At 46.8% G+C, this 20,588-nt stretch carries 26 protein-coding genes; 3 read left to right on the top strand and 23 right to left on the bottom strand.

From position 1 onward, the window contains the following. Window positions 1-25: 25 nt before the first annotated feature. The 17 genes from folD to ACWHAR_RS02780 all read right to left on the bottom strand — a co-directional run bounded on the left by folD (window position 26) and on the right by ACWHAR_RS02780 (window position 12,067). The gene (folD, locus tag ACWHAR_RS02860; protein ID WP_032874053.1) at window positions 26-877 is read right to left on the bottom strand and encodes a bifunctional methylenetetrahydrofolate dehydrogenase/methenyltetrahydrofolate cyclohydrolase FolD; all 852 of its coding nucleotides are present in this window, start codon (window positions 875-877) and stop codon (window positions 26-28) included. 11 nt (window positions 878-888) lie between these two features. After that, entirely contained in the window at window positions 889-1,281 is a 393-nt protein-coding gene (nusB, locus tag ACWHAR_RS02855; protein ID WP_007408349.1) for a transcription antitermination factor NusB, read from the bottom strand. Between the two features lie 264 nt (window positions 1,282-1,545). Continuing rightward, entirely contained in the window at window positions 1,546-1,953 is a 408-nt protein-coding gene (locus ACWHAR_RS02850; protein WP_003153156.1) for an Asp23/Gls24 family envelope stress response protein, read from the bottom strand. A 21-nt stretch (window positions 1,954-1,974) separates the two neighbouring features. Continuing rightward, window positions 1,975-3,327, bottom strand: a complete 1,353-nt coding sequence (gene accC, locus ACWHAR_RS02845; RefSeq protein ID WP_007612508.1) for an acetyl-CoA carboxylase biotin carboxylase subunit — start codon at window positions 3,325-3,327, stop codon at window positions 1,975-1,977. Window positions 3,328-3,341: 14 nt separating this feature from the next. After that, on the bottom strand, window positions 3,342-3,821 hold the full coding sequence (gene accB / locus ACWHAR_RS02840; protein ID WP_007612510.1) for an acetyl-CoA carboxylase biotin carboxyl carrier protein: 480 nt from the start codon (window positions 3,819-3,821) through the stop codon (window positions 3,342-3,344). Between the two features lie 153 nt (window positions 3,822-3,974). After that, window positions 3,975-4,625, bottom strand: coding sequence for a SpoIIIAH-like family protein (locus tag ACWHAR_RS02835; protein WP_007408346.1), 651 nt, complete (start codon window positions 4,623-4,625; stop codon window positions 3,975-3,977). A 3-nt stretch (window positions 4,626-4,628) separates the two neighbouring features. Further along, window positions 4,629-5,321, bottom strand: coding sequence for a stage III sporulation protein AG (gene spoIIIAG, locus ACWHAR_RS02830; RefSeq protein ID WP_032874050.1), 693 nt, complete (start codon window positions 5,319-5,321; stop codon window positions 4,629-4,631). Beyond that, entirely contained in the window at window positions 5,314-5,934 is a 621-nt protein-coding gene (gene spoIIIAF, locus ACWHAR_RS02825) for a stage III sporulation protein AF (RefSeq protein WP_032874048.1), read from the bottom strand. Before spoIIIAF ends, spoIIIAG begins: the two co-directional genes overlap by 8 nt. A gap of 16 nt (window positions 5,935-5,950) precedes the next feature. Then, the gene (gene spoIIIAE, locus ACWHAR_RS02820) at window positions 5,951-7,159 is read right to left on the bottom strand and encodes a stage III sporulation protein AE (protein ID WP_003153145.1); all 1,209 of its coding nucleotides are present in this window, start codon (window positions 7,157-7,159) and stop codon (window positions 5,951-5,953) included. 32 nt (window positions 7,160-7,191) lie between these two features. Beyond that, window positions 7,192-7,581: a stage III sporulation protein AD gene (gene spoIIIAD / locus ACWHAR_RS02815; RefSeq protein WP_071392571.1), complete on the bottom strand. Its 390-nt coding sequence runs from the start codon at window positions 7,579-7,581 to the stop codon at window positions 7,192-7,194. Window positions 7,582-7,593: 12 nt separating this feature from the next. After that, the gene (gene spoIIIAC, locus ACWHAR_RS02810) at window positions 7,594-7,800 is read right to left on the bottom strand and encodes a stage III sporulation protein AC (RefSeq protein WP_003153142.1); all 207 of its coding nucleotides are present in this window, start codon (window positions 7,798-7,800) and stop codon (window positions 7,594-7,596) included. A 22-nt stretch (window positions 7,801-7,822) separates the two neighbouring features. Continuing rightward, a complete protein-coding gene (gene spoIIIAB, locus ACWHAR_RS02805; protein WP_032874046.1) occupies window positions 7,823-8,338 on the bottom strand; it encodes a stage III sporulation protein SpoIIIAB in 516 nt (171 codons plus the stop codon). Continuing rightward, window positions 8,332-9,255, bottom strand: coding sequence for a stage III sporulation protein AA (spoIIIAA, locus tag ACWHAR_RS02800; RefSeq protein ID WP_032874043.1), 924 nt, complete (start codon window positions 9,253-9,255; stop codon window positions 8,332-8,334). Before spoIIIAA ends, spoIIIAB begins: the two co-directional genes overlap by 7 nt. A gap of 77 nt (window positions 9,256-9,332) precedes the next feature. After that, on the bottom strand, window positions 9,333-9,614 hold the full coding sequence (locus tag ACWHAR_RS02795; RefSeq protein ID WP_003153124.1) for a YqhV family protein: 282 nt from the start codon (window positions 9,612-9,614) through the stop codon (window positions 9,333-9,335). A gap of 147 nt (window positions 9,615-9,761) precedes the next feature. Beyond that, window positions 9,762-10,319 (bottom strand): elongation factor P, encoded by a 558-nt coding sequence (gene efp, locus ACWHAR_RS02790; RefSeq protein WP_003153123.1) that lies wholly within the window; start codon window positions 10,317-10,319, stop codon window positions 9,762-9,764. Between the two features lie 24 nt (window positions 10,320-10,343). Continuing rightward, complete coding sequence (locus tag ACWHAR_RS02785) at window positions 10,344-11,405, bottom strand: M24 family metallopeptidase (protein WP_032874041.1); 1,062 nt, start codon at window positions 11,403-11,405, stop codon at window positions 10,344-10,346. 131 nt (window positions 11,406-11,536) lie between these two features. Further along, window positions 11,537-12,067, bottom strand: coding sequence for a YqhR family membrane protein (locus ACWHAR_RS02780; protein ID WP_032874039.1), 531 nt, complete (start codon window positions 12,065-12,067; stop codon window positions 11,537-11,539). Between the two features lie 221 nt (window positions 12,068-12,288). Between ACWHAR_RS02780 and ACWHAR_RS02775 the strand changes: the two genes are divergently transcribed. Together ACWHAR_RS02775 and ACWHAR_RS02770 are read left to right on the top strand one after the other, a co-directional pair. After that, the gene (locus ACWHAR_RS02775; RefSeq protein ID WP_003153120.1) at window positions 12,289-13,245 is read left to right on the top strand and encodes a DUF1385 domain-containing protein; all 957 of its coding nucleotides are present in this window, start codon (window positions 12,289-12,291) and stop codon (window positions 13,243-13,245) included. Window positions 13,246-13,279: 34 nt separating this feature from the next. Then, window positions 13,280-13,675 (top strand): SA1362 family protein, encoded by a 396-nt coding sequence (locus tag ACWHAR_RS02770; protein ID WP_007408340.1) that lies wholly within the window; start codon window positions 13,280-13,282, stop codon window positions 13,673-13,675. Here ACWHAR_RS02770 and ACWHAR_RS02765 read toward each other — a convergent pair. From ACWHAR_RS02765 to ACWHAR_RS02755, 3 genes are all read right to left on the bottom strand, one after another. Continuing rightward, window positions 13,672-14,547 (bottom strand): patatin-like phospholipase family protein, encoded by an 876-nt coding sequence (locus ACWHAR_RS02765; RefSeq protein WP_012117971.1) that lies wholly within the window; start codon window positions 14,545-14,547, stop codon window positions 13,672-13,674. The two genes, ACWHAR_RS02770 and ACWHAR_RS02765, sit on opposite strands and share 4 nt — an antisense overlap. A gap of 114 nt (window positions 14,548-14,661) precedes the next feature. Then, window positions 14,662-15,090, bottom strand: a complete 429-nt coding sequence (mntR, locus tag ACWHAR_RS02760) for a transcriptional regulator MntR (RefSeq protein WP_007408338.1) — start codon at window positions 15,088-15,090, stop codon at window positions 14,662-14,664. 99 nt (window positions 15,091-15,189) lie between these two features. Continuing rightward, window positions 15,190-16,026, bottom strand: coding sequence for a lipoate--protein ligase family protein (locus ACWHAR_RS02755; protein ID WP_003153114.1), 837 nt, complete (start codon window positions 16,024-16,026; stop codon window positions 15,190-15,192). Window positions 16,027-16,218: 192 nt separating this feature from the next. Between ACWHAR_RS02755 and ACWHAR_RS02750 the strand changes: the two genes are divergently transcribed. Further along, complete coding sequence (locus ACWHAR_RS02750) at window positions 16,219-16,599, top strand: rhodanese-like domain-containing protein (RefSeq protein ID WP_007408335.1); 381 nt, start codon at window positions 16,219-16,221, stop codon at window positions 16,597-16,599. Between the two features lie 51 nt (window positions 16,600-16,650). On the opposite strand, the gene gcvPB is transcribed toward ACWHAR_RS02750, so the two are convergent. The 3 genes from gcvPB to gcvT are packed head-to-tail and all read right to left on the bottom strand — an operon-like array spanning window position 16,651 to window position 20,580. After that, complete coding sequence (gene gcvPB, locus ACWHAR_RS02745) at window positions 16,651-18,126, bottom strand: aminomethyl-transferring glycine dehydrogenase subunit GcvPB (RefSeq protein ID WP_032874037.1); 1,476 nt, start codon at window positions 18,124-18,126, stop codon at window positions 16,651-16,653. Beyond that, window positions 18,119-19,465, bottom strand: a complete 1,347-nt coding sequence (gene gcvPA / locus ACWHAR_RS02740) for an aminomethyl-transferring glycine dehydrogenase subunit GcvPA (protein ID WP_032874035.1) — start codon at window positions 19,463-19,465, stop codon at window positions 18,119-18,121. Before gcvPA ends, gcvPB begins: the two co-directional genes overlap by 8 nt. A 14-nt stretch (window positions 19,466-19,479) precedes the next feature. Beyond that, window positions 19,480-20,580: a glycine cleavage system aminomethyltransferase GcvT gene (gene gcvT / locus ACWHAR_RS02735; protein ID WP_032874033.1), complete on the bottom strand. Its 1,101-nt coding sequence runs from the start codon at window positions 20,578-20,580 to the stop codon at window positions 19,480-19,482. Window positions 20,581-20,588: the final 8 nt, after the last annotated feature.

The raw sequence follows: 20,588 nt of genomic DNA, 5'->3' as shown, positions 1-20,588 counted from the left end.
ACTTTTTGTGACTGTCTCCGGTTATCTATGATAACGTACGTCTGGCAGATTTAACAGTATTATGCGCAAGCATTGTGATGGTCATCGGACCTACTCCGCCCGGCACCGGCGTAATGAAAGATGCTTTTTCTTTCGCTTCATCAAACTGAACGTCTCCGCAGAGTTTTCCGTTTTCGAGACGGTTGACGCCGACATCAATGACAATGGCGCCCTCTTTGATTTGATCGGCTTTGATGAAGTTCGCTTTACCGACCGCTACCACAAGAATATCTGCTTTTTTCGTATGCTCAGACATATTTTTCGTGCGGGAATGGCAATATGTGACGGTCGCGTTTTCGTTCAGCAGCAGCTGGCCGACCGGTTTACCGACAATATTGCTTCGTCCGACTACAACAACTTCTTTGCCGGAAAGATCTACGTTCGTCTTTTTCAATAACTCGACAATTCCGTGCGGCGTGCATGGAAGAAATGTATCTTCGCCAAGCAGCATTTTCCCGACGTTGAGAGGGTGGAAACCGTCAACATCCTTATCAGGGGAGATCCGCTCGATTACGGCTTTTTCAGAAATATGATCCGGGAGCGGCAGCTGGACGAGAATGCCGTGGAATTCCGGATTTTGATTATACTGATCAATCACTGTTAAAAGCTCCGCCTCGGTTAAGCTTGAGTCAAAGCGGTCAAGCTTAAATTTCATTCCCATTGTTTCAGCGGCTTTTTTCTTGCCTGTCACATATGAAACAGAAGCGGGATCGTCTCCGATTAAAATGACCGCCAAGCCAGGCACTACGCCTTGTGCTTTCAGCTCTTCTACTTCTTTTGCCAATTGTTCGCGTTTTTCTTTAGCCGTTTCTTTTCCGTCGATGATTGTTGCAGTCATTTTCTTTCCTCCTATGATTCGATATCAGTTTTAATGTTAGAAAGAACCCCGTTTACGAATTTTGCAGCTTTATCGTCGCCGAACCGTTTTGCCAGCTCGATCGCTTCGTTTAATGACACGTTAGCAGGAATGTCGTCAGAATAAACCATTTCATACACCGCCAGACGCAGGATCGCGCGGTCTACGTTTGCAATCCGGTCAAGCTTCCAATTGACGAGATGGCCGGAAATCATTTCATCAAGCTGAACCTGATGTTCGATCACTCCGTACACCAGCTGTTCAAAGAAGGCATCTGTTTTTTCACCATCAAGCGCGTGCTCAATGGCATCGTTCGGTGCAATATCGCTGACATCAATCTGAAAAAGTGCCTGCAAAGCTTTTTCTCTAGCTGTTCTTCTTTTCATTTTCTTTCTCCTTCAGATCCGCTTTATCCGCTTGTCGTTAAGCTTAAAGAGATCATAACATATTTTTTTCTCAATCGCATGTCGAAATTTAGGTTTTTTCACCCTAATGCCGAATATTTTCACAAACTGTATTAATTTCATTCGGATTTCACAGCATGAAGAAACTCGGCTGCCGTTTGTAAGCCGGCTTTCTTCATGCCTGAAATGACGGGAAACGTATAAAAAACCAAAGGGCTGCCCATCCCCTTGGTTTTTATACGCTCATTACATTTCTTCGTCGATTTCGACTTCTTGGGCTTTCGTGTCAAATTGAATGCCGACGATATGAATATTGATTTCATTAATGGTCAGAGACGTCATGTTTAATAAGGTTTGGCGGATATTCTCCTGAACGCTTGCCGCCACTTTCGGGATCGAGATCCCGAATTGAACGACGCAATAGACGTCTATGGTAATCCCGTCATCGGCTAAATCGACCTTTACGCCTTTGCCGTGATTGATTTTGCCGAAGCGTTCTACGACGCCCGTGGCGAAATTGCCGCGCATTTCAGCAACTCCTTCAACTTCGGAAGCGGCGATGCCGGCAATGACTTCAATGACCTCAGGAGCAATTTCAACCTTGCCTAAATGAGCCTCATCATGATCCATTTTAAGCACACTGTTGTCTTCCATTCAATTCACCTCCCGCAAAAATTATGAGCCCATTACATCATATGTTTCTAAAAACTTTGTATTAAACTCTCCGCTGACAAATGTTTCGTGTTCAAGCAGTTTCAAATGGAACGGGATCGTCGTTTCAATACCTTCAATCACGAATTCGCTCAGCGCGCGTTTCATCCGTGCGACTGCCTCATCACGCGTTGTTCCGTATGTGATGACTTTAGCAATCATACTGTCATAGTACGGCGGGATCGAGTAGCCGGGATATGCGGCTGAATCCACGCGTACACCGAGTCCGCCCGGCGGCAGGTACATGTTAATTTTACCGGGTGAAGGCATGAAGTTTTTCGCAGGATTTTCAGCGTTGATGCGGCATTCAATCGCCCAGCCGTTAAATTCAACGTCTTCCTGTCTGAGCGAAAGCTCCTGTCCGGATGCCACTTTGATCTGTTCTTTGATCAGATCCGTTCCCGTCACCATTTCTGTGACAGGGTGCTCTACTTGAATACGCGTGTTCATTTCCATGAAGTAGTAGCGCTGTTCTCTGTAGTCATAAATGAATTCTACTGTGCCGGCTCCCGTGTAACCGACGGCCTTCGCTGCTTTTACCGCTGCTTCACCCATCTGCTCCCTGATTTCAGAATCAAGCGCAGGTGACGGTGACTCTTCAAGAAGTTTTTGCAGACGTCTTTGGATAGAACAGTCACGCTCTCCGAGATGGATCGTGTTTCCGTAATTATCCGCAAGCACCTGAATTTCAACATGGCGGAAATCTTCTATGTACTTCTCGATGTACACACCCGGATTTCCGAATGCCGTAGCGGCTTCCTGCTGGGTAATCTCAATGCCTTTGATCAGTTCTTCTTCTGTGCGTGCGACCCGGATGCCTTTTCCGCCTCCGCCCGCAGTGGCTTTTATAATGACAGGATACCCAATTTCACCTGCAAGCGAAACCGCTTCTTCCGTATTTTTTATGATTCCTTTTGAACCGGGCACAATCGGCACGCCCGCCAGCTGCATCGTGTCGCGCGCGATATCTTTTGTTCCCATTTTTGAAATGGCGTCAGCCGTAGGGCCGACAAACGTTACGTTTAATTCCTCGCACAGCTCGGCAAAGTCGGCGTTTTCAGCTAAAAACCCGTATCCCGGATGAATCGCATCCGTGCCGGTCAGCTTTGCGACGCTGACGATGTTCGTTACATTTAAATAGCTCTCTTTCGATGTTTTCGGCCCGATACAAAAAGCCTCATCGGCCATTTGGACATGCAGGGCGTCTTTATCTGCCTCAGAATAAACGGCTACAGTTTCAATGCCCATCTCTTTGCAGGCCCGGATGATTCTGACGGCGATTTCTCCTCGGTTGGCGATCAATAGCTTTTTAATCATAATAGCAGGTCTCCTTACTCAGCTTTTACAAGAAATAGAGGTTGTCCGTATTCGACCAGCTGGCCGTTTTCAACTAACACTTCAACGATTTCTCCTTTTACTTCGGCTTCAATCTCGTTAAAGAGTTTCATTGCTTCTACGATACAAACAACTGTATTTTCGCTCACTTTTGAACCTTGGTTTACGTAAGGGCCGGCTTCCGGCGATGAAGAAGCATAAAACGTTCCGACCATCGGAGACGTAATTTTGTGCAGGTTTTCGTCTTGTTTCGGCGCTTCCTGAGCAGGAGCGGCTTCACGCGCTTCCGGTTTTGCAGCCTGCGGAGCAGGTGCGTAAGCGGCGGGAACGGCTTGGGCTTGTCCCGTTACATTCACTGCCGGCGCTTCATTTTTTTTCAGTTTGAGGCTTACGCCTTCAATTTCGTAAACAAATTCGTCGATGGAAGATTCATCGATTCTTTTTATCAGTTCATGAATTTCGTTGATTTTTAACATCAGTTTCCACTCCTATGTATAAAAAATAGAAATTTATGGGTTGCTACTAAAAGTACATACTATGTTTATCTTACAGGAGCGCTTGTGTAAATTCAACACTGATCTAAAATGACATCAGAAAAGCCCGCAGCGGGTGCGGGCTTTTCAGGTCTCTTACTTTGTCGGTTCAAACGTGACGGCGACGTCTTTCATCGTCTTGATTTCTTTTTCCACCAGGTCAATGATAGCGGAAGCTTTTGCGTTTGAATGTTTGTCAGACATGACAGTAATGTTGATTTTGTCTCCTTCAGCATCCACGAGCGCATCTTTGTAGCCTTGTGTTTTAATCAGCGTTTCCAGCTGTTTTTCCGTCCCCTCAGCATTGCTCAGCGCCGTCATTTTATCGTAGGCTTCGCTTTTTTCCTTTGCGGTCGCATCATCGCTTGAAACAATGCTGTTTAACTGTTCCCTCTCTTTGCTTCTCGCGTCTTCAAGTTCCATACGGTATGCGGTAAATAAGTTTTCATCAGCTGTTTCTGTGGCGACCGATCCGTCTTTGTCCGATGCTTCGGCTGATGTTTCTTTATCCTCTTTTGTGCCTTTAGAATCTTTCGTTCCTTTTGTTCCGTCTTCTTTTTCCGTACCGCTTCCGCTCTTATCTTTCGTTTCAGGAGCCGGCGTTTTTTCAGTGGCGACTTCTCCGCTGCTTTTTTCGCTTTTCATCTGCACGGCATTTTTGCTTTCCGGCGACATAATATAATAAACACTTAATACCACGACGAGACTGAGCATTGTTAAAAGCCAAACCGTTTGTTTTTTCAGCATGATTTATGAATCCTCCTTGATTTTTTTAGGGGCAACCGCTACACGGTAGCTCGGAACATCAAGCACCCTTGTGACGGCATCAATGATGGTTTTTTTTATTTGAACGTTGTCCACTCCCTGAGCGACAACGAGTACACCGCGGATATCGGGCTTTTTCGTCTGGACGACGACCGGGGTTTCCTGGTCCCCGTTTCGAATCATGACAATTTGTTCTTCAGAGGTTTGATCGGTTACGCTTCTTTTGCCGCCTTCTTTATCGGTTTCTTCAGTGGTGGTGTCTTTTTTCGTTTTGTTTTTCTCAAACACTTTCAAAGATGTTGCGTCTACGTTTACGACAATTGAGACATCCTCCACGCCGATAATCGTTTCAAGGATTTCTTTCAGCTGGTTTTCATAGTTTCTTTCGTAATCATCAATTGTGGTTTTGGCGCTGCTGTCTTTCGATGCCTTAAAAACGGGTGCGCTTTTTTGCCCGCTTTTGTCTTCCGTTCGGCCGGACATGACGGTCTGCGCCGTTTGGTCCTTCCCGGTTTTCTCCGGTGAAGAGAACAGCTGGCTGACCAGCATAAAAGATACCCCGAGCACAAACACGAACAGAAAGTAATGATATTTTGTCAGTTTTGGTTTTTCTCCGTCTTTCGCCTGTCCGATCATCAGCTGTTTTTTGAGTATGGTCCATAGTCCGTTTTTATTCATGGCCGTTTTTCTCCCCGCCTTCCATATAAACCGTAATTTTCTCACTGCCGATTTCCCATATATCCGCAAGTTTTTCTTTGATGTCTGCGGCCTCTTTTTTGTCGGCTGCGCCTTCCGGTTCGTATTTGCGGTCTGTGCGGATGTCGATCGGTGCGACGGTTTGCACGGTTTTTTCAGAAGATGGGGCCATATACACGCTGATCGTTTTTACATCTTCTTCTGAACGAACCTGTTCTTCCGCTGCAAGGCGGATGTCGTCTATTTTGTATTCGTCATGACTGAACATCTCCTCCGCTTTCTTTTTTAGTTGGACAGCCATTTCTTCTAAAACATATGCGCGGTTTGATGCTTGTATTTCTTTTTTTTCTGATTTGATTTGATTTTTTATATCAGCGGATTGAGATTGCTCTTGTTTTGTCAAATAATCGAAGATGATTTCCGGGTCTGTTTTGAAAAGTTTGAATATCGGGTTGAGCATGACAATGATTAACAGCAGGCTGACAACCATCTTTGCGTATTTTTGCATACTGGAGCTGGGCAGCAGCATGTCGATGACGATGGCGAATAAGATAAATAAAATAATGCTTGTCAGCCATTCTGTTAAAAAGCTCATATCCAATGGGCCTCCTTTATTTCATCATCATGGTGAGGTTGCCTGCTGTAATAATGACTGTGATGCTGAGGAAAAACATGAGAGAGACAATGGCGAGCGCCGCGAAAATATACAGTACGCTTCTGCTGATGACACCGAGACACGTAATGACGGGCCCGCCTCCGAGCGGCTGCAAAATAGCGGCCGCGAGCTTATAAATAAAAGCGAGCGAGAGCACTTTGATCGCCGGAAACGCGGAGATGCAGATCAAAATTCCGACTCCGAGGATTCCCACAGTGTTTTTTAATAGGAGCGAGGCGCTGATGACCGTATCCGTCGCATCCGTAAACATCCGGCCGAGCACGGGAATAAAATTGCCTGTTATAAATTTTGCAGTCCTGAGCGTAATCCCGTCCGTCACGGCAGCCGAAGCCCCCTGTACGGAGATGACGCCGAGAAACACGGTGAGGAATACGGCAAGCGCGCCGATCGCGATATTTCTGAGCAGATTGGCAAGCTGCGTGACTTTATATTGATCCGTCATCGTGCTGACGATACTTAAAATCGCTGACAGGAAGATAAGCGGCATGACGATGTTTTGAATGAGAAGGCCGCTCGTATTCATCAGAAATAAAATAACGGGGTGAAAAAAAGCTGCGGAGACGGCTCCCCCGGAAGACGCCAAAAGCGCAAGTAAAAGCGGGATGAGCGCGAGAATGAAGCTTGTCATCGTCTGGATCGCTTCACTGGCATAATTAACGGCAACATGAAAGCTGTTTAAAGCGAGAATAATCAGCACCATGTAGACGATTGCATAAGCCACTTTGCTGACGGTGCTCTGCTGGAACGCATTTTGCAGGAGCTGCAGAATGACACAAAAAATGGTAAGAAGAATCAAAGTTCCCAGAAGCTTTCCGTTTGCGAGCACTTCATGAAACAAGTATGAAAATAAAGCCTTCAGCCATGCCTCCGGTGAGAACGTTTTTTCACCGTTAATAAAGTCGATGATGCTTCCCTTTTGGCTTTCAGGCAGAAGACCGCCGTATTCTGTCATGATGTCGTCCCAAAACTTTCCGATGCCTTCTGTTTTCAGCGCTTCGGCCTGCTTTTTCGCCACTTCATCAGCGGATTCTTGGTGAACTGCGGTTTCCTGCGACGCACCGTCTGTTCCGGCAGCTTGTACACATTCAGTCTGAAAAAATAAGAGGATGAACAAAAAAGCTCCCGCCCACCGAAAGCGCTTCATTTTTTGTGCCCCCCTTTCCATTTTATTTATGATCATGAAGGAATAAGTCCGAGAATCGTTTCAATAATGACGGTGAGTATCGGCACGGCCATTACCAGTATCAAAATTTTTCCGGCCAGCTCTATTTTCGAAGCAATCGCTCCCTGGCCCGCATCCTTTGTAAGCTGCGCTCCGAATTCAGCGATGTAGGCGATGCCGATAATTTTTAAAATGGTTTCCACATAGACCATATTGACATTTGCATTGACGGCTATTTTTTCTATCATTCTGATAATGTCGTAAATCTGGTCGATGAGATAAAGAAAGATCACGCAGCCGCTGAAGACGACAATCATAAACGCGAAAGTCGGTTTCTGTTCTTTTACGATCAGGGAGAGAAATGTGGCGATCAGGCCTAAACCTACAATTTGAACAATCTCAATCTGTAAGCCCCCCTATCCTTGGAATAGAAACACAGCTTTGATCTTTTTGAACAGGTCATCGACAATCGTCGCCACCATAAATAAAATATAGATAAAGCCAAGCAGCGTCACCCACTGGGCGTATTCTTTTTTTCCCATTTGATCAAGTATGGTGTGCAGAAACGCAACCACGATACCGACTCCGGCGATTTGAAAAATGACATTTACGTCGACTCCCATTTTATGTTTGCTCCCCTCATGTTTACATCAATAGAAGAATGAGTAACAGTCCGGCTAAAAATCCTAAGCTTTTCACCATTTTTTCATTTTTCGCCTGCGCCCGTCCGGCATCCGCTTCCGCCGCTTCCAAATGTGTAAGCGCAAGCTTGATATGTTTCTGCTGAGAAACACGGTCATGGAGCCCGAGCGTCTCTCCGAATTGCTTCAGCACATCATATTCGCTTTTTTTCATCGCCATGGAAGGCCAGTTATGTTTCAAGCTCTGTTCCCAAGCCGTTTTGGCGGAATCACTTCCCTGCTCAAGCCTTCTGCTGAAAGCTTGAAACAGTAACGATACAGGTTTGGAAAGCTGTGCGGCAATTTGTCCCGAGGCGGTATGCAGCGGTGTATGCCCGAACATGATTTCCGCTTCAAGCGATTGGAGCGCCGCGCGCAGCTGGCGGATCTGCCTCGGCCTTTCAATATACATTTTGGCGATCTCAAATCCCGTCCAAGTCGTCGCTGTCAGAATAAACACGGCACCCAAAAGCTTCAGCATGTCATCACGCTTTCAGCATGCGGAACAGGTTCCCCGTCCTTTCCGTACATCCTGCTGATCGTTCCCGGACCGCGGCGCCTTGACAGTTCAACATACCGGTCAAACACGTTTTCCTCCCAAAGCATTTTCAGCGACGGCCTCTTTACCAAGTCTTTCATATTCCACCCGTGCGCAGATACGATAACGGATACGCCCGCATGGAGCGCCTCCAGCAGCGCTTGTGAGTCTTCCATTCTCCCGATTTCATCCACAATTATGACATCAGGACTCATAGAGCGAATCATCATCATCAGCCCTTCCGCCTTCGGACAAGCATCAAGGACATCGATTCTGCGGCCGAAACTGTGCTGGGGAATGCCCCGCAGGCAGCCGGCAATTTCCGACCGTTCATCTACGATACCTGTCTTTTTCGCCGGGATGCGTTTTGATCCGGTGCTGGAAAGCCGGGCCAAATCACGAAGCAAGGTCGTTTTCCCCGTTTGCGGAGGCCCGATGATCAGCGTGTTCAGCCAGTTTTCTTTCCATAAGAAAGGAATGAGCGGTTCTGCGATCCCCAGCTTCTCCCGGGCGATTCGGATATTAAAAGAAGTAATATCCCGGAGTCCTTTGACGGCTCCGTTTTCGACGATGACTCTTCCGGCCAGCCCCACACGGTGGCCTCCTCTGATTGTGATGTATCCTTTTTTCAGCTCTTCTTCCAGCGTGTACATACTGTAATTGCTGAGCCGGCTGAGGATCAGCTGTGCGTCGCCGGCCGTGCACACATATGACAAATACAAAGGTTGTCCTTTTCGGATCAGTTCAACCGGCCTGTCGACGCGGATTCTGATTTCTTCTGTATCCCGCCTCGCTTCTTCGGGCACGGCGGAGATGGCATCTCTCAATAATTCAGGGAGAACCTCTGTAATTTCATTCAATAGAGTCTCCTCCTTTTTTACCGATTGGCTTCTTTAAAATGTATGATCCGGGACAGACTTTATGACACCCCGGCCCTCTATTTATGCACACCGGCTAAAATCAGCACCACTCCCGCAAAAATCAATATTAATTTTGCATATGAGAGCTGTCCGGCAATCTGATAAATGCCGATCGTCATCGTGATGATAAAGATCAGCGGGCCGACGATTGCCAAAATACTATTCACCACAACCGCTTTTCTGATGTCGTTTGTCAAAAGCATGATAATAGCGGCCGATAATTCAATGAGCGAGGACAAAACTCGTAAACCGGCCATCGTTAAAACAGTAGAATTGATTGAACCAAACAAAAATTTCATTGCAATCCCCCAACTTCAAGCATTTTGTTACACTATATGCTCTAGCTGACGGAAGTAGTCTCACTATTTTCATATAGAAGAAAGATTCTGAGGCAGAACGCAAAAAAAGCCTGCCCCGTAAAAGGAGCAGACTCCGAAAGTCTTTGACTACGCTCTTGACACGTAAGAGCCGTCTGATGTATTTACAACTAGCGTATCGCCTTCGTTCACGAAGAACGGTACGTTTACGACAAGACCTGTTTCCGTTTTGGCAGGTTTTGTGCCGCCTGACGCCGTGTCGCCTTTAATTCCCGGCTCAGTTTCAACAACTTTCAGTTCAACTGTGTTCGGCAGTTCAATACCGAGCGTTTCAGACTGATACATCATGATGTGCACAGACATATTTTCCAGAAGATATTTTAATTCTTCTTCGATTTGGTTTTCGTTCAATTCAAGCTGTTCATATGAGCTTGTATCCATGAACACGTGCTGATCGCCGTTGGCATAAAGATACTGCATCGTTTTTGTTTCGATTTGCGCTTTCGCGACTTTTTCACCTGCACGGAATGTTTTCTCCTGAATAGCGCCCGTGCGCAGGTTACGCAATTTAGAACGGACAAATGCCGCTCCTTTTCCCGGCTTTACGTGCTGGAAGTCAACGACGCGCCAAATGCCGCCGTCTACTTCAATCGTTAGTCCTGTACGAAAATCGTTAACTGAAATCATGTTTGATGTCCTCCTATATTCCGATCACAAAATAATTAATTCTTTTGGGGAATGCGTAATTGTCCGGTTGCCGTCCTCAGTGATGATGATATCATCTTCGATTCTTGCGCCCCCAACATCCGGTATGTATATGCCCGGCTCGACCGTTACCGCCATGCCCGGCTCAAGAACGGCCGATGACCTGAAAGACAGCCCCGGTGATTCATGGACTTCCATTCCGAACCCGTGTCCTGTCGAATGGCCGAAATACTGTCCGTAGCCTTTTGCGGTGATGTGATCCCTCGTCAGGGCGTCCGCTTCTTTTCCCGTCATGCCGGGTTTAATATGCAGGACACCAAGCGCTTGGGCATCGTATACGACCTGATAAATCTCTTTCAGTTTATCACTTGGCTCTCCGACCGCGACGGTGCGTGTGATATCAGAACAATAGCCTTTATAATAAGCGCCGAAATCGAGCGTGACCAAGTCTCCCTTTTCAATCAATTTGCCGCTTGCCACTCCGTGGGGAAGGCTGGATCTGACTCCCGAGGCGACGATCATATCAAAGGAAGAGCCGTCTGCTCCTTGACGTCTCATATAAAATTCAAGCTCGTTTGCAACTGAAATCTCTGAGATGCCTGGTTTGATAAACGTCAGAATATGTTCAAACGCATCATCCGCAATCTTCGCAGCTTCCTCTAATATCTTAATCTCTTCACTTGACTTAATCAAGCGCAACTTTTCAACGGAATCCGCGACGGGAACCATCTCCGCTTCCTGCAGCACAGCTTGGTAGGATGCATATGTTCCGTACGTCATGCTGTTTTGCTCGAAGCCGAGTTTTTTAATGCCGTACTCAAGAATCGTATCCGCAGCCGTTTGGATTAAGCTTCCGCCGTGCTCGATAATGTCAAAACCCTTCACTTGCGTCTTCGCCTGCTCGGTGTAACGGAAATCCGTGATAAATGCCGCACGTTCTTTCGATATGACCGCAAGGCCTGACGAACCCGTAAATCCCGTCATATACTGCAGATTGGCGGAGCTTGTCACCAATATTCCGTCTATATCCAGCTGACCGAAAAGATTTCGCAATTTCTCAAGTTTCATTCCCTTTCTCCTCCTCGCCGATTCTTGACTGCCGCCTGACAACGCGGGAGCATCCCCGCTCGGTTTTCAGCATAAAAAATGTTCACTTCTCGTGAACATTTTACCATACCGGACAGGGATTATACACTTATTCACTTGTTGCCAAGCGCCCTTGCAAGCTTGTCTGACGTAAGTTCATTGTAGTTGAAGGAAATTGAGTAGCCGACAAACAAACCGTACAGAATGTAAAGGCAAAGCGTCGTCACGATTGTATCTGATTTCAATTCAGTGACGGATTTCACATCTTCGAAAATCGGATTGAATAAGAAAAAAACCGCACACCATAAAATGATGCCGTACACCATTCCCGGCCACATGGTTTTAAAACGCTTCAGGCACACGAAATAAATGAACGCTCCGGCAATTGAAATCAACCCGATGACAACGATGCTGACCATCGTGCCGACCCATTGTTTTTTCCATTCTCCGATCATAAACGGCTGGAGAATCATGTTGGGGCTGATCTCTGAAAAATGAAAGACATACCCGAGATAGCCGATCAAACTCCAAAATACACCGCCGGCAAATCCGATACCGCAAATTCTGCCGGTAAATGAAACAGGCTGCTGATCATCATCCTGCTTCTTTTTTTCTTCCTGTTCTGAATGTTTTTCGCTTGTCATCATGGCACCTCCAGTCATAGACTGCCCCAAAATTGAAAAGTCATAAAAAGCTGCGCCATATTTTCATTCAATGAGTAAATTCTAAAAAAACGGGGTATACTGCATGTAGAAAAAGCATTGATTTTCCGGCTGTCTAACTAGAGGTTTACCGCAGTTTCCTGTACAATAGAGTGAAAGGAAATGGTTAGTAAATCCTAAGAAAACAGGCAGGTTGATAAACAATGTCCAAACAAAAAACGCCCCCTGCATACGGCGGGCAGGCTGTCGTTGAAGGAGTCATGTTCGGCGGCAGAAAAAATTATGTTACCGCCATCCGCAGGAATGACGGAAGCATTGATTTTTTCAAGCTTCCGAGAGTGCCGAACGCCAAGCTTTCGGCTTTAAAAAAGATTCCTTTTTTGCGGGGAATCGTCGCCATCATTGAGGCGAGCGCCAACGGCACAAAGCATTTAAACTTTTCCAGCGAACGTTACGGGCTTGATCCTCAAGATGACGCCAAGCTGGAGCAGGAAGATAAGAAAGGTTCGGGCTTATCGATGTTTTTCAGCCTGGCGGTGATCGGCGTTCTGTCGTTTTTGTTCAGTAAATTCGTTTTCACGCTCGTCCCGGTCTTCTTAGCGGAGCTTGTAAGGCCCGTATTTTCCTCAGACGCCGCGCAGATCGGAATCGAAAGTCTGTTTAAGCTGATTCTGCTTCTCGGCTACATTTATTTTTTATCAATGACGCCGTTAATTAAAAGAGTGTTTCAATATCATGGAGCCGAACATAAGGTCATAAACTGTTATGAACAGAATTTGCCAATTACAATAGAAAATGTTCAGAAACAGTCACGGCTTCATTACCGTTGCGGTTCAAGCTTTATTTTATTTACGATCATTGTCGGCATGTTCGTCTATTTACTCGTTCCGACAGATCCGCTTTGGGTGCGGATTTTAGACAGGATTGCGCTTATACCTGTCGTTCTCGGCATCTCCTTTGAAGTGCTCCAGCTGACGAACAGAGTGCGGAATATCCCCGTTTTGAAAGTGCTCGGTTATCCCGGCCTGTGGCTGCAGCTTTTAACGACAAAGGAACCGGCGGATGACCAGGTCGAGGTTGCCATAGAAAGCTTTAACGAGCTTCTCAGACTGGAAGACATTTCAGAACAGAGCGAAAAGCCGTCTCACAACGTAATCTGAACCGTTACCGTTATTATTTTGGAGGTGGGCAGTTATGAATCATCGTGTACAACCTTTTTTTGCTGTATTAATAGCGCTTGGCGCATTCGGTTTCATTTATGCGGCGGTAACCAACCCCGGGCAGATGATTTCAAGAGCGATCACCGTTATTATCGCAGGCATCATTATTTATTTTATCGTGAGGACGGTCCTGAACCGCCGCACCGGCCGTGACGGAACCGCTTTCAGAAAAGCGGCCAGACAATCGCGGCTCCGAATGAAGGAGCAAAAAGCGAAGCACCGCGCCGGACACAGAGGCCGGGTCAGCCATTTGCGGAGCGTGCCGAGCAGCAGCAGACCGAAGCCGATGATTCTTAAGAAAAAAAGCCAGACCCAGCTTACCGTCATAGAAGGTAAAAAGAATAAAAAGAAAAACAGAGCGCTTTTTTAATAGCTCCATTGCTTCAAAAATTGCTCTGTTCTGCTTTTTCCTAGCTCAATGAGAGCTAGTTTTTTTTGCGGTGTGAGATGAAACTCCGTCGCCATCACATGTTCCACCGGAATAAAAATAATATTCTGTTCGTACTTTGTCGCGATATGCCTGGCATCATGAGCGTCTTTCATCGTTTCAAACAAAGCCCCGAACAGCTCAAAAGCGTTGCGGATTGATTTTTTCGGGCGCTCTTTTTCGTTGGGCGAAAGCGAAATTCCGATAACCGGCCGTTTGCGTTCTTTTGAATACAGCCAAATCGGGAAATTGCTTAACACGCCGCCGTCAACGACCGTCGAGGTGCCTTTTTCGGTCTTCAGTTTTATCGGTTCAAAAAAATAAGGAATACTGCAGCTCATTCTGACGGCTCTGGCAACCGGGAACATCTCCGGATTTAATCCGTAGCGGGGAAGATCGTCAGGAAGCACGATCATCGTTCCGTTCGTCAGATCTGAAGCGATGAGACGGAGCGAGCCTTTTTTCAAATCGCCGAACGCGATGATGCCCTTCGCTTTTAATTTATCCGCAATCCATTTTTCCAGCATATCGCCTCTGTATAGTCCGAGGCGCCAATATATCGACACCCACCGCAGGATTTTCAGCGGGAGGAATGAGTATCTCTGATCAAGCAATTGCCTTCCGTCCACCTCATCTATGATGGAATGAACCTCTCTGCTCGTATAGCCCGCAGCGATAAATGCGGCAATAATTGCGCCGGCGCTTGTTCCGGCGAGCCTTTCAAAGCGAAAGCCCTTTTCTTCCAGCGCTTCATAAGCGCCGGCAAGCGCCACCCCTTTTATCCCCCCGCCCGAAAATACGCCGTCAATCTGCATAGCGCGCCCTCTCCCTTCCATCTCAAGGTGTATTATTATTTTAAGAAACGGCTGGGCGAAATAGACCAAAGAATGAAGACATTAAAAAAAGGGCGCCCCATTTCGGGCTGCCCTTTATTCACCGGGATTTTCGGTTTTTTTCTGTACGGATTTCAATTCTTTTTTCCGGCTTTCGTCATCTTCAAAATACTGAACGAGGTCGCCGATGCGGTCAATGCTGTTCCAGCTCAGATGATGTTCGATTCCTTCAACATCATTGTAAATCTTCTCTTCATCAACACCAATGATTCTTAAAAACTGCTCAAGCAATTCGTGTCTGTATACGAGCCGTTTGCCGATCTTTTTGCCTTTTGACGTCAATACGAGCCCGCGATATTTTTCATAAATCAAATACTCGTCTTTATCTAGTTTTTGAACCATTTTCGTTACAGAGGAGGGGTGGACTGCCAAAGCTTCCGCAATATCAGAAACCCGTGCATATCCTTTTTCTTCTATCAGCATATAAATCTGTTCAATATAATCTTCCATACTTGGTGTTGTCATAAGTAACCCTCCCAAAAAGCACCTTAACTTTATAAACCATTACAAGTTTACACTAACGGTCATGAAAAAACAAGGATGCTTCCGGTCTGTCAAGCCTTATCAGCGCTTATAATTCCATTCATCAGACGCGTATTTCGTCTCAGCCAGCTCATTGACAAATGCAAGCTCCTCAGACGTGAGTGTGTAAGGCTCAAGATGAATGTTCAGCCCTTCCTCAAAACCGGCTTTAAAAGCGATTCTGGCCTCATCCATCGTTACCCGTTTCGGCGCTAAGGCGTTGATGGCTACCGCTTTGTTTTTGAAATTCCGCTGCATGCGCTCACGGACTCTGTCGCTCGGATATAAAAACAGATCAAACAGCTTATCCTCATCAATGTCAAGCAGGATGGAACCGTGCTGAAGAATGACGCCTTTTTGGCGTGTCTGTGCGCTTCCGGCAACTTTCCGTCCTTCGACGACCAGTTCATACCACGAAGGCGCATCAAAGCAGACGGACGAGCGCGGATTTTTCAAGCTTTCTTTTTCTTTCTCCGTTCGCGGAATCGCAAAGCAGGCATCAAGTCCAAGGTTTCTGAATCCCTGCAGAATACCTTCTGAAATCACCCGGTACGCCTCTGTCACCGTGGCCGGCATTTCCGGGTGATCCTCTGAAACGATTACGCTGTATGTCAATTCTTTATCATGCAGAACACCCCGTCCGCCTGTCGGTCTTCTGACAAACCCGAGGCCGTGTTTATGTACTGCGTCAAAGTTAATTTCCTTCTTAATATTTTGAAAATACCCGACAGACAAAGTTGCCGGATTCCAGCCGTAAAAACGGATCACCGGAGGAATTTTTTTTTGGCTGTGCCAATATAAAAGCGCTTCATCCAGCGCCATGTTAAATGCCGGGCTTTCATTCCCTGAGTCAATAAACCGCCATGTTTCTTTTTCCATACACTGAACCCTTCTTTATCGTTTTAATAAAATCAGTTTAACAAACTGCATTGAAAATGAAAAATATTTCGTTTCATTAAGGATGACAATCGCTTCATGCTTTACTATAATAGTATTTGTCCCAAAACGTCCGGTAAGCCTTGTTTTCAGGAAGCAGGGTTTTATTTTATAAGCTAAAGGAGTAGAATCGCATTGTCTAATATGATTGCTTTAATTATTGTTGCGGCGTTTATCGTTTATATGATCGTGTCGTATTTTTACCAGCAGCGTTTAATGAAAACACTTACGGAAGAGGAATTCCGCGCGGGCTACAGAAAAGCGCAGCTGATTGACGTCCGTGAACCGAATGAATTTGAAGGCGGCCATATTCTCGGCGCGCGCAACATTCCGCTGTCACAGCTGAAACAGCGCAAAAGTGAAATCCGTCCTGATAAACCCGTTTATCTGTACTGCCAAAACAATGTCCGCAGCGGACGCGCGGCACAGACGCTCCGCAAACACGGCTGTAAAGACATTTACAACCTGAAAGGCGGATTTAAAAAATGGGGCGGAAAAATTAAAGCAAAAAACTAATCATAAAAAAGAGCTGTCCGTTTTATACGGAAGCTCTTTTTTTACACCGTGTCAGCGGCTGACGCGAGGTGTATGTTCGTACTTTAAAACCGGCTTTCTTGCCGCCTTGGTTTCATCCATTCTTTTGACAACTGTTGTATGCGGCGCCTCCTGAACGATTTCAGGCGATTCCTCCGCTTCCCGCGCAATTTGAACCATGGCATCTATAAACGCATCAAGCGTTTCCTTTGATTCCGTTTCCGTCGGTTCGATCATGATGCTTTCTTCAACATTGAGAGGAAAATACACAGTCGGCGGATGATAGCCGAAATCCAAAAGCCGTTTGGCAATATCAAGCGTTCGTACGCCAAGCTTTTTCTGCCTTCTTCCCGATAACACAAATTCATGCTTGCAATGACGGTCATACGGGAGATCATAATAAGGCGCGAGTCTTCTCATCATATAATTTGCATTTAAAACCGCGTTTTCGGTCACGGCTTTTAAGCCGTCAGGCCCCATGGAACGGATATACGTGTAGGCTCTGACATTAATGCCGAAGTTGCCGTAATAAGGTTTTACGCGCCCGATCGACTGCGGCCGGTCATAGTCAAAAGTCAAACGGCCCTCTTTTTTCGTGAGAACGGGTTTCGGCAGATACGGAATGAATTCTTTTTTCACTCCGACCGGCCCTGAGCCAGGTCCTCCCCCGCCGTGCGGCCCGGTAAATGTTTTATGCAGATTAAGGTGAACGACGTCAAATCCCATATCTCCCGGTCTTGCTTTACTTAAAACGGCATTTAAATTCGCTCCGTCATAATAAAGCTTTCCGCCGGCCTGATGGACGATTTCAGCCATTTCCGTAATGTTTTCCTCAAATAACCCGAGGGTGTTCGGATTCGTCAGCATCAGCGCCGCTGTTTCTTCATTTACCGCTCTTTTCAAATCTTCAATGTCAACCAGCCCGTGCTCATTTGACTTGACGGTAATCGTTTCAAAACCGGCGACCGTGGCGGATGCCGGATTCGTGCCGTGGGCTGAATCAGGGACAATCACCTTCGTCCGTCCGAAGTCTCCCCGCGCTTCGTGATAGGCGCGGATCATCATCAGGCCGGTCCATTCGCCGTGAGCGCCCGCCGCAGGCTGCAGCGTCACCTCGTCCATGCCCGTAATCTCCTCCAAGTGTCCGCTTAAATCGTATAAAAGCTCAAGCGCCCCCTGAACAGTATCCTCGTCCTGAAGCGGATGAATCGCGGAAAAACCTGCGATCCGGGCGATTTTTTCATTTAATTTCGGATTGTATTTCATCGTACAGGAGCCGAGCGGATAAAAGCCTGAATCAACTCCGTGGTTTCTCCTAGAAAGAGCGGTATAATGCCGCATAATATCAAGCTCTGATACTTCCGGCAGCTTTGCGTCTTCATCGCGGATATAGCCACCGGGAAGAAGGCTTTCAAGCTCTGTTTCCGGCACATCAAGCTCCGGAAGGCTGTAACCGACACGCCCTTCGCGGGACATTTCAAAAATAAGCGCCTGATCTTGATTATTCATGTTGATCCCCCAATCCCGCAATAAGCGAATCGATCTCTTCTTTTGTTCTCAGCTCTGTGACGGCAATGAGCATATGCTGATTCAGTTCCGGATACGCAAGGCCTAAGTCATATCCGCCGATGATGCCGTCTTGCAGGAGCCGCCGGTTTGCTTCCTTGACGGGAAGATTCAGCCTGACGGCAAATTCATTAAATATCGGGCCATCAAATGCTACGTGTAAGCCGGCTTTTTCCGCTTGGCGTCTCGCGTAATCAGCTTTCAATATATTTTGGCGGGCCATGTCTTTGACGCCGTTTTTTCCGAGCGCCGTCATCGCGACTGAAGCCGCTAAAGCATTCAGCGCCTGATTTGAACAAATGTTAGACGTGGCTTTGTCTCTTCTGATATGCTGCTCGCGCGCCTGAAGAGTGAGAACAAAACCTCTTCGCCCGTTTTCATCCTCCGTTTGGCCGACAAGCCGGCCCGGCACCTTTCTCATCAGTTTTTTCGTTACTGCAAAATAGCCGCAGTGCGGGCCGCCGAACGCCGCAGGTATGCCGAAAGGCTGCGCGTCCCCGACGACGATATCAGCTCCGTATGCCCCGGGCGGTCTCAAAATACCGAGCGCGAGCGGGTTTGAAGAAACAATCAGCTGGCTGTTTCCTTTATGTGCAAGCGGCTCAATGTCCTTTAACGGCTCGATTTGTCCGAAGAAGTTCGGATATTGGACGATCACGGCGGCCGTTTCATCACAAATGGCATGTTCCAATGCTTCAAGATCTGTGACGCCGTTTTTCGCAGGCACCTCTACAACCTCAATATATTGGCCCTTTGCGTATGTTTTCAAAACATCCCGCGATTCCGGATGAACGGCTGCGGAAATGACGATTTTTTTCTTTTTCGTATGGCCCGACGCAAGCATCGCCGCTTCCGCCAGCGCCGTTCCCCCGTCGTACATAGAGGAGTTTGCGATATCCATTCCCGTTAATTCACAGATCATCGTTTGAAATTCAAAAATCGCCTGCAGCTCTCCTTGTGAGATTTCAGGCTGGTAAGGTGTATATGCCGTGTAAAACTCTGATCGGGATATCACATGATCGACGATAACCGGCTGGTAGTGATCGTACACTCCTGCGCCCAGAAAAGATGCATATGTAACAGCGTCTTTATTTTTCGCCGCAAGCTTCGTCAGCTCTCTCGTCAGCTCAGTTTCTGACTTTGCTTGTTTAATGCGGTAGTCTTTTTGAAACCGTACATTTTCCGGAATATCGGCAAACAGTTCATCAATTGTTTCTGCGCCGATGGCTTTCAGCATTTCTTTTTTATCCTGTTCTGTCGCGGGCAAATATCGATGCTTCATATGACTCTCCTTTTTCAGCTCTGTTTTGGACGTTTATAAAACGGTGTGCGGACAATCTTCGCTTTTACCGTTTTTTTACGGATTTCCACTTCTACTTCCGTTCCGACTTCACTGAATTCCGTTTTGATTAAGGCAAGGCCGATATTTTTCTTTAAAGTCGGAGATTGCGTGCCTGTCGTGACTTCACCGATCGGAACACCGTCTTTTTTCACGGCGTACCCGTGTCTCGGAATCCCTTTTTCAATCATCTCAAGTCCGACCAGCTTTCGCGGGGCTCCTTTTTCTTTCTGTTCGCGCAATACTGATTTCCCAAAAAAATCGGAATCTTTCTTGTGTTTCACGGCAAATCCGATTCCGGCTTCAATCGGTGTAATATCTTTCGTCAATTCCTGACCGTATAAAGCAAGCTTCGCTTCAAATCTCAGCGTATCACGGGCGCCGAGGCCGCACGGAACGAGGCCTTCATGCTCTCCCGCTGCAAGTATCTCCTTAAATAGATGAACCGCATCTTCATTGCGGCAATATAACTCAAATCCGTCTTCACCGGTATAGCCTGTTCTTGAAAGCAGGACTTGACGTCCGGCAACGTCCGCCTCGTCAATAAATGTAAACGGCTTTAAGGAGGACAAATCACATTCAGTCAGCTTCGTAAGAACCGACTGAGCATTCGGCCCCTGAACAGCAAGCAGTGAAATCCCGTCAGACTGATTCGTCAGCGTGACATCGCCTTCCGTATGTTCCGTCAGCCAAGCGATGTCTTTTTCAATATTAGACGCGTTAATCACGAGCAGATAGCAGCTCTCGCTTTTCTGATAGATCAGCAAGTCATCGACCGTACCGCCGTCAGGATAACACATGGCGGTATAGAGCGCGTTTCCCGGCTTTAAATCGGCAACGTCATTTGTCATCATTTTTTGGAGAAAAGACAGGGCGTCTTTACCGGATACTTCGACTTCCCCCATATGGGACACATCAAACAGGCCCGCTTTTGTGCGGACGGCTTCATGCTCCTCTTTAATAGAAGAAAATTGAACCGGCAGCTCCCATCCTCCAAAATCAATTGTTTTTCCGCCGTATTCTTTATACACGTCATAAAGCGGTGTTCGTTTCAGCATCATCTTCC

This window comes from Bacillus sp. LR--39 (assembly GCF_053613335.1).
This window is presented reverse-complemented; position numbering and strand designations above follow the sequence as displayed.

What these genes read in the sequence shown, in the direction of transcription:
- spoIIIAE (WP_003153145.1), bottom strand. Translation starts at nt 7,159, where the DNA reads ATGAAGCGCTTTCGGTGGGCGGGAGCTTTTTTGTTCATCCTCTTATTT.
- spoIIIAC (WP_003153142.1), bottom strand. Translation starts at nt 7,800, where the DNA reads ATGGGAGTCGACGTAAATGTCATTTTTCAAATCGCCGGAGTCGGTATC.
- mntR (WP_007408338.1), bottom strand. Translation starts at nt 15,090, where the DNA reads ATGACAACACCAAGTATGGAAGATTATATTGAACAGATTTATATGCTG.
- ACWHAR_RS02765 (WP_012117971.1), bottom strand. Translation starts at nt 14,547, where the DNA reads ATGCAGATTGACGGCGTATTTTCGGGCGGGGGGATAAAAGGGGTGGCG.
- gcvT (WP_032874033.1), bottom strand. Translation starts at nt 20,580, where the DNA reads ATGCTGAAACGAACACCGCTTTATGACGTGTATAAAGAATACGGCGGA.
- accC (WP_007612508.1), bottom strand. Translation starts at nt 3,327, where the DNA reads ATGATTAAAAAGCTATTGATCGCCAACCGAGGAGAAATCGCCGTCAGA.
- ACWHAR_RS02770 (WP_007408340.1), top strand. Translation starts at nt 13,280, where the DNA reads ATGAATCATCGTGTACAACCTTTTTTTGCTGTATTAATAGCGCTTGGC.
- ACWHAR_RS02785 (WP_032874041.1), bottom strand. Translation starts at nt 11,405, where the DNA reads ATGAAACTTGAGAAATTGCGAAATCTTTTCGGTCAGCTGGATATAGAC.
- gcvPA (WP_032874035.1), bottom strand. Translation starts at nt 19,465, where the DNA reads ATGAAGCATCGATATTTGCCCGCGACAGAACAGGATAAAAAAGAAATG.
- ACWHAR_RS02795 (WP_003153124.1), bottom strand. Translation starts at nt 9,614, where the DNA reads ATGAAATTTTTGTTTGGTTCAATCAATTCTACTGTTTTAACGATGGCC.
- nusB (WP_007408349.1), bottom strand. Translation starts at nt 1,281, where the DNA reads ATGAAAAGAAGAACAGCTAGAGAAAAAGCTTTGCAGGCACTTTTTCAG.
- ACWHAR_RS02780 (WP_032874039.1), bottom strand. Translation starts at nt 12,067, where the DNA reads ATGACAAGCGAAAAACATTCAGAACAGGAAGAAAAAAAGAAGCAGGAT.
- spoIIIAF (WP_032874048.1), bottom strand. Translation starts at nt 5,934, where the DNA reads ATGAGCTTTTTAACAGAATGGCTGACAAGCATTATTTTATTTATCTTA.
- ACWHAR_RS02835 (WP_007408346.1), bottom strand. Translation starts at nt 4,625, where the DNA reads ATGCTGAAAAAACAAACGGTTTGGCTTTTAACAATGCTCAGTCTCGTC.
- folD (WP_032874053.1), bottom strand. Translation starts at nt 877, where the DNA reads ATGACTGCAACAATCATCGACGGAAAAGAAACGGCTAAAGAAAAACGC.
- spoIIIAB (WP_032874046.1), bottom strand. Translation starts at nt 8,338, where the DNA reads ATGCTGAAGCTTTTGGGTGCCGTGTTTATTCTGACAGCGACGACTTGG.
- spoIIIAG (WP_032874050.1), bottom strand. Translation starts at nt 5,321, where the DNA reads ATGAATAAAAACGGACTATGGACCATACTCAAAAAACAGCTGATGATC.
- gcvPB (WP_032874037.1), bottom strand. Translation starts at nt 18,126, where the DNA reads ATGAATAATCAAGATCAGGCGCTTATTTTTGAAATGTCCCGCGAAGGG.
- ACWHAR_RS02850 (WP_003153156.1), bottom strand. Translation starts at nt 1,953, where the DNA reads ATGGAAGACAACAGTGTGCTTAAAATGGATCATGATGAGGCTCATTTA.
- efp (WP_003153123.1), bottom strand. Translation starts at nt 10,319, where the DNA reads ATGATTTCAGTTAACGATTTTCGTACAGGACTAACGATTGAAGTAGAC.
- ACWHAR_RS02755 (WP_003153114.1), bottom strand. Translation starts at nt 16,026, where the DNA reads ATGGAAAAAGAAACATGGCGGTTTATTGACTCAGGGAATGAAAGCCCG.
- ACWHAR_RS02775 (WP_003153120.1), top strand. Translation starts at nt 12,289, where the DNA reads ATGTCCAAACAAAAAACGCCCCCTGCATACGGCGGGCAGGCTGTCGTT.
- accB (WP_007612510.1), bottom strand. Translation starts at nt 3,821, where the DNA reads ATGTTAAAAATCAACGAAATTCATGAACTGATAAAAAGAATCGATGAA.